The sequence below is a fragment of the Ventrimonas sp. genome, from assembly GCF_048380235.1.
GTDB lineage: Bacteria > Bacillota > Clostridia > Lachnospirales > Lachnospiraceae > Brotaphodocola.
This window is the reverse complement of the sequence record NZ_DBFCCJ010000082.1, coordinates 39586-46219: the sequence shown is the minus strand read 5'-3', so window position 1 is coordinate 46219 and position 6634 is coordinate 39586. Positions and strand designations below refer to the sequence as shown.

Here is a 6634-nt window from a genome sequence, read left to right as displayed (position 1 = left end):
ACGTGTACGAATGCAGCGGATGTAGTCCGATGCAGGCGAACGCGTGTTGTGAGAGCAAGCAAACAACGATATGTGAAAATAGAGGAAGGCGGTCTCTTTCACTTCCGGACCTTTATTCGTTCCGTCCTATAATTGCAATTTAGTGTCTGTGCATTGCCACCTGTTCTACGCCCAGGTTCTTTAAGTTTGCATGTACCTCGCGGTCATCTGCCTGGCCGATCAGAAGATCTCTTGCCTTCTTTGCCTCCAGCTCGGTCTTATGCTTGCTTGGGCCGCCTACACAGCCGCCTACACAGGCCATACCCTCTACAAAGTCTGCCGGAAGCTTGCCGACCTTCATAAGAAGCAGCGCTTTCTTACACTCTGCCGCACCGTTGCACTTCATTACGTTCGGGGTGATATCCTCGTTCATCTCCTTGAAGCACTCTACCACCGCTGCGGTTACGCCGCCTGCGTTACCGAAACGCTTGCCGAATACAGAACCTTCCTGATAGGTGTTCTCCTCCGGCTCAAGCTCTACGCCCTTCGCGCGCATCATGGCGCGGATCTCTCCAAAGGTCATGGCATAGTCGGCGTTATCCTTAATATTTAAATCCAGAGTTTCGCTCTTCTTTGCGATGCACGGTCCGATGAAAACCGTAACCGTCTCTGGGTCTTTTTCTTTCAGCATTCTGGAAACGGCACACATCGGAGAAACGGTGGTGGACATATTATCCAGCAGCTGCGGGAAATGCTGTTTGATCATGTTAACAAATGCCGGGCAGCAGGAGGTGGTCATCTTCTTCCCCTCTTTATAAGCCTCTGCCCACTCAGCTGCTTCTGCTGCAGCGGTCATATCTCCGCCCAGCGCAACCTCTACCATATCTGCGAAGCCAACCTTCTTTAACGCGGTCTTCCAGCTTGCCATGGTAATGTCAGCTCCAAACTGGCCCTCGGTTGCCGGTGCCACCATGGCTACTACCTTCTTGCCGGCATTGATCATGTTGATGACATCTACCATAAAGGTTTTGGCGCCGACTGCACCGAACGGACAGCTGTGGATGCAGGCGCCGCACTGAATACACTTATTTTCATCGATCTCGCATACGCCATACTCGTCGTAGGTAATCGCGTCTACCGGACAGGCCTTCTTACACGGGCGCTCCAGATGTGCGATCGCGTTGTACGGGCAGGCATTTGCGCACTTGCCGCACTCCTTACACTTGTTCGGATCGATGTGGGCACGGGTATCCCCCATGCTGATAGCTCCGAAATTACAGGAATTCTGGCAGGCCTTTCCCATACATTTTCTGCAGTTATCGGTTACCGTGTAAGATGCGATCGGACACTCCTCACAGGCTGCCCCAATGACCTGGACCACGTTTCTGGAATCTTTGCCGCTGGTCGGGCATTTGCCCTCTGCCAGGCGGACACGCTGACGGATAATCTCGCGCTCTTTATAAATGCAGCAGCGGAACTGTGCCTGCGGTCCCGGGATGATGGTGTACGGAACCTGATCCTTGTGTTCCTCATCCAGCTCGCCGTTCCATGCCAGCTTTGCTACCTCGTAAAGTACGTCATGCTTGATGCGTAAGATTGTTGCGTCATTTGTTACCATAATTTTCCTCCTCATTTCCGAAGCATTGCAGCTTCAGTTCAACTCTTATATTTTCTTTCTATTTTGTAAGAAAACCTAATAATAGGTTACGGTTACCTGTTTTCCCATCTCTTCCACCACAGTCTTCAGCTGCTCCACCAGGTTCTGGCGAATGCCCAGATCAAATGGCAGGCCCGGATTCTGATAGGCACTGTTGATGGCTTTTCCCACATATAAATGCAGCTCAGTGCAGTCCTCGATCAGCATTTTAGCTACCATGGAAGCACCATTTTGCTTATCCAGCTCCAGGAAGAAATCCTCTGAAACCGTTTCATTCTTCGCATAGCGCCGCAGAAGCTGCACCACACGGTTTAAGGTCAGCACGCCCTCCGTTACCAGCTCAATGCCATCCATATAGGCAATCGGCGGAATATCCGGATCCACATAGTCCATGGACACATCCAGCTTCTTTTTTAACACTCTGGACACGATAGTAGCACTGGTTCCGCCGCAGACGATCCGCTTGGTGGAATCATCACCGGACATAAAGCCTTTCACCATCTCCTCATCCATCGACGGATCCTGCGCCGGTCCTGTCATCAAATGCACCGGCTTTGCGCTGATAATGCGCATGCAGGCCACCGTGGTGTCATCCCCGGGACGGTACTGATAAAGCTCGTCACAGGCCTGGCAGATGGCTGCCGCAAGACGCATGGCTGATATGGTCAGGGCATACTGCTTCACTGCGTATTTCGCAATATCTTCCCAGAGCCAGCCAAAATTCAGGAGCTGCCCTACACCGGCATGGACGGTTCCATCACTCATCAGGATCAGCGCATCACCCCTCTGAACCCGAAAACGGTATTCGTTGATCTTCTTTCCCTGCACTTCCCGGATATTCCGGGGAATCGGCACAAGCTGACCATTCCGGATGAAAATACAGCTGGGATTATCAAATTCTACAAGATAGGCTTCTCCGCTGTGGAACACCTGCAGGATACTGAATGTAGAGTAGGCTACCTGTCTCACCCGGCAGATGGGCAGCGTCTCTACGATCGTTTCCACACACTCTTCCAGCGTGGCACCGTTTAAAAACATGGTTCCGAGAATCTTAGAGGTAAGCGTCGCCAGGATGTTGGCCTTGACACCGCTTCCCATGCCATCTGCCAGGATCATGATGTTGGAATCCTCTGTTTTTAACAGCTCCACCTTATCACCGCAGAGAACCTCATTAAATTTATTCAAGCTCTTATAAGCAACATCTACGGTAATTGCCATATCTAATTACCTCCGTTGTCGCTTCCGTCCTCCAGAAGAGACTTGCAAAGCTTCGTCAGAGTTGTTTTGGTCTCTGCCGTTGTCTCACCGAGAAGACCCGCAATCTCCTGGGCAACCATCATCTGCTTGTGGATGACCTTCTGGGCCAGGTCAATGGTATCTAACTTGCGCTCATACTCCAGTCTGGCCTGCTCTTCTTCTTTTGTGATATCAATGAAAGTGGCCAGCACCACGTTCTGCTCCGGTATATATACAATATTCTGCAAGGTATCCAGCTTGAATTCCGGATAATGGACCTTCTTGCCGTGAATGTTCTGGTGAGTATCAAATACCCACTGGAAATCTGACGGATCGATAAACTCGTAAAGATACATCTGAAGCGCTTCCGTACGGGTCTTACCGAAATACTTCTCACCCACCGCGGAATACTCCAGAAGCTTCATATCCTGATCCACGATCATGACCACATTCGGAGATGTCTCCATAACCAGGTTGGCAAAGGATTTGGACTTCTCATACATGAAGGGAATACACATGTCAAGCTCTGCCTTTTTCTGATAAACCGCAATGGCCTTCTCCCGGCAGGTCGGATAACCGCAGGCGCCGCAGTTTAATTCATCGTCCGGGCGCATCTTTCCAGTCTTGGCAAGGATCTGACGGATCTCTGCCTCAGAAGGAACCGGCTCATGGGGGGTACGGTCAAAAAACACCTTATTCAGCGATACAGCCTCAAGCACCGGAGCTGTTTCCTGCTCCGGAACCGGCTCACGTCCGATCTGCTCTTCCATATCCAGTTTCACCTTAAAACGAGAAATAGAACGGTCATGGACAGTCGGTCCCTTGATGCAGCCGCCGGAGCACATGTTCATCTCAATAAAGCAGCCCGTAATCTCACCGCGGACCATACTCTGGCATAAGTCGATGCAGTTGCTCTCTCCATGTACATAGAACTTGCGATAACGGTCCTGCTTTGACTGTGTTGCCACCACGGAACTGATGACTCCGCTTGTGACCGGATAAAGGCGGTTTACACGCGGATCCATCCGTTCAAACGGGGTATCCTCGCAATCCTCGATGAGAATATCCTCTTCGTTTAACCAGCGGCTGATATCGTTAAAATTCAGCACTGCATCAATACAGTCAGCATGGCGCGGATCCAGCGCCTCCTGTTTTTTTGCGATACAGGGGCCCAGGAAAACGACCCTGGTATCCGCTCCCATCTGCTGTTTGATCATGCGTCCGTGGGCGATCATGGGCGAAACCACCGGAGCCAGATACGGAATCAGCTTCGGATAATATTTTTCGATCAGAGCGTTCACGCTCGGGCAGCAGGTGCTGATGATATTTTCCCTGGTTCCTTCCGAAAGAAGCTTCGCATACTCCGCAGTTACCAGCGCAGCACCCTCAGCAGTTTCACGAACATCGGTAAAGCCCAGACGCATCAGCGCACAGCGCACCTGCCCGATAGTATGGTATTTTAAGAGTCCCATATAAGATGGCGCAATGGAAATGACCACTTTCTCCCCGGCCTCAATCATGCCTTTTACCAGACTCAGGTCACTGACCAGAGTTTTGGCTGACTGTGGACAGATCTGCAGGCAGCGCCCGCAGAGAATACAGTTTTCCGGCATGATCTCCGCACGCCCGTCTTTTACCATGATGGCCTTGACTTCGCAGTTGCGCACACACTTGTAACAGTGACGGCATTTTGTTGCTTTAAAGTCAATGATCGCCATACCTACAGCCTCCCTAAAATTTCCTTTTCAAAAAAGTCATCGGTGGTTTCCGGCTTTAAGGAGAAAAGCTCTCCGTCTACTGTCACGCAGACTCCATTCACACAGTTGCCGCTGCAAAAGGCTCCATTTAAATCTACCTTATCAGAGACTCCGTGTTCCTTTACCAGTTCCTGCAGACGCTGGATAATTTCTCTTGATCCTTTTAAATGACATGCACTTCCGATACAGATCGTAACTCTCATAACTCAATCCTCCAAAATCGCATAATATAGGTTTATTTTCTCATATTGACACATTTTTATCAATAAGAAAATTACATAAAATAGCGTAAAACCGTGTTTTTTCTTGTATACAAAAACTTTTTTCAATTTTTTTCAAAAAAGTGCTTGCATTATTTCCAGAATGGTGATATATTATTGGAGTCGCTTCGAGGCGTGGCTCAGTTTGGTAGAGCGCTGCGTTCGGGACGCAGAGGTCGCAAGTTCGAATCTTGTCGCCTCGATTCTGGCCTCATGGTCAAGCGGTTAAGACGACGCCCTCTCACGGCGTAAACTCGGGTTCGATTCCCGATGAGGTCATAGAATCCAGAATCAAAGCGAAGAAAACACCAGAGCAGCTGCTCTGGTGTTTTTGTTTTATCCTTATTGTAAATGACGTGCCGTAATTCCTTTCAGCCGGCAAAATTCCTCAAGTTCTACGGTATAATCTCCCTCCACGCAGTGCACATGGTTAGAACTGTATACGCGCATAAATTCGTTCACATCCAGATGATGCTCCACAAAAGCCGTAGGACGGTATGGCGAATACTCTTTTATTTTCTCCCGCGGTTCTTTTACCGTCTTTCCTGTAAAAAAAGCCATCTCATAATTTCCATTTTTACGGAAGAGACGCATATAGGTAAAAATTCCTTCCTCACACACAAACTGCGTTGCCGCTCCGCCTGCCATGCCAAAGCCATGCGGCATTAGATGCACCTTGGAAAGATTTTCTTCCGGTTTTTCCGAAAGTCCGGCAAAATACGAGGCCATGGCACCACAGTTTGCAAAAACAAACCGGTCACTGGTAACCTGTGCAATATCCTGAAGCGCAGTAGGCTTTCCACCCGATATCAGTTTTAAGATCTGCATGGAAAGTGCACCATCCGCATCAGCCTCACAGCTGCAGGCTACCGGACATTTATTTCCATCCGCATCATATGGATCATTTAACATCTGAACATTCAGACACTGCAGGCAGTAGCGGTTACTCAGCTCTGTCTGACACTTGATTCCGACAAAATCCAACTCATAATCCCGCATAATCGCTTTTGTAGCCAGATAGCTGGAAATCATTTTCTTCAAATGTTCCCGTGTAAACCGTTCTTCCGAATTATAAAGGACTTGTCCGTAATAACGCTCAATATAAGCCAGATACGTCTCAATCTCTGCCTCTGAAACGGTCTTTCCCCGGTCAGCAATCTCAAACTGGTCAATCTGTTCCATATCAACGCCAAACAGATTTTCCCACTGTACCAGGTCTGCCGTACCGGTACTGATTCCAAGGCTGCGTCCTCCGATACAGCCAAAGGTCTGTCCATTCAGCTGTTCCGCCGCATTGGCCGCATTAGCCCAGGCTGTCAGTTCCTTCATGGCTTCCCTGGAAGCTCCGTCATAGGGAATCCGCTTGTAGGAGATCCCAAGCTGATCCATAGCCCCGGCCGCTGCCAGAAATCCAACCTGGCTGATGCTGTCCTTTGCATGATTACCAACCAGTGCAATTGGCTTCTGAATCCGTTTAGCTGTGTGGGCTACAATGGACGGATTGATAAAGATCGGGATATATAAAATAACTGGCCCCTCATTGCCATTTACCTTTTTCGCAACCTCCAGCCCCTGACGTTTGCTCCTGATCTCACAGTGATCTACATAATTGACATCAAAATGCTCAGCCAGCTGCGCAAGATGTCTACTCAGTTCCCGCTCCTGGATATTTTTCCGCGCCTGATATACATCTTCCCGCATCTTGGTTTCTGAAAATACAATCACCTGTATTTTATTTTTCATCG

General features: G+C 49.3%; 5 protein-coding genes and 2 tRNA genes. 2 read left to right on the top strand and 5 right to left on the bottom strand.

The window, feature by feature from the left end; genetic code table 11:
• Positions 1-139: 139 nt before the first annotated feature.
• The 4 genes from ACMP1L_RS13390 to ACMP1L_RS13375 form a co-directional block, all read right to left on the bottom strand.
• Positions 140-1597 (bottom strand): 4Fe-4S dicluster domain-containing protein, encoded by a 1458-nt coding sequence (locus ACMP1L_RS13390; RefSeq protein ID WP_418453317.1) that lies wholly within the window; start codon positions 1595-1597, stop codon positions 140-142.
• A 75-nt stretch (positions 1598-1672) separates the two neighbouring features.
• The gene (locus ACMP1L_RS13385) at positions 1673-2854 is read right to left on the bottom strand and encodes a SpoIIE family protein phosphatase (protein ID WP_118733556.1); all 1182 of its coding nucleotides are present in this window, start codon (positions 2852-2854) and stop codon (positions 1673-1675) included.
• A 2-nt stretch (positions 2855-2856) separates the two neighbouring features.
• Positions 2857-4590 carry a [Fe-Fe] hydrogenase large subunit C-terminal domain-containing protein gene (locus ACMP1L_RS13380; RefSeq protein WP_418453316.1) on the bottom strand — a complete coding sequence of 578 codons (1734 nt, stop codon included), beginning with the start codon at positions 4588-4590 and terminating at the stop codon, positions 2857-2859.
• A gap of 2 nt (positions 4591-4592) precedes the next feature.
• Complete coding sequence (locus ACMP1L_RS13375; RefSeq protein WP_118707703.1) at positions 4593-4832, bottom strand: (2Fe-2S) ferredoxin domain-containing protein; 240 nt, start codon at positions 4830-4832, stop codon at positions 4593-4595.
• 186 nt (positions 4833-5018) lie between these two features.
• Between ACMP1L_RS13375 and ACMP1L_RS13370 the strand changes: the two genes are divergently transcribed.
• Positions 5019-5092: transfer RNA gene (locus ACMP1L_RS13370), tRNA-Pro, on the top strand.
• A 4-nt stretch (positions 5093-5096) separates the two neighbouring features.
• A tRNA-Glu gene (locus ACMP1L_RS13365) sits at positions 5097-5168 on the top strand.
• Positions 5169-5231: 63 nt separating this feature from the next.
• Here the strand turns inward: ACMP1L_RS13365 and ACMP1L_RS13360 are convergent.
• Positions 5232-6632: a hypothetical protein gene (locus ACMP1L_RS13360; RefSeq protein ID WP_418453315.1), complete on the bottom strand. Its 1401-nt coding sequence runs from the start codon at positions 6630-6632 to the stop codon at positions 5232-5234.
• Between the last annotated feature and the right edge of the window lie 2 nt (positions 6633-6634).

Bases quoted from the DNA above. Each gene is read 5' to 3' on its own strand.
- ACMP1L_RS13390 (WP_418453317.1), bottom strand. From the start codon at position 1,597: ATGGTAACAAATGACGCAACAATCTTACGCATCAAGCATGACGTACTT.
- ACMP1L_RS13385 (WP_118733556.1), bottom strand. From the start codon at position 2,854: ATGGCAATTACCGTAGATGTTGCTTATAAGAGCTTGAATAAATTTAAT.
- ACMP1L_RS13380 (WP_418453316.1), bottom strand. From the start codon at position 4,590: ATGGCGATCATTGACTTTAAAGCAACAAAATGCCGTCACTGTTACAAG.
- ACMP1L_RS13375 (WP_118707703.1), bottom strand. From the start codon at position 4,832: ATGAGAGTTACGATCTGTATCGGAAGTGCATGTCATTTAAAAGGATCA.
- ACMP1L_RS13360 (WP_418453315.1), bottom strand. From the start codon at position 6,632: ATGAAAAATAAAATACAGGTGATTGTATTTTCAGAAACCAAGATGCGG.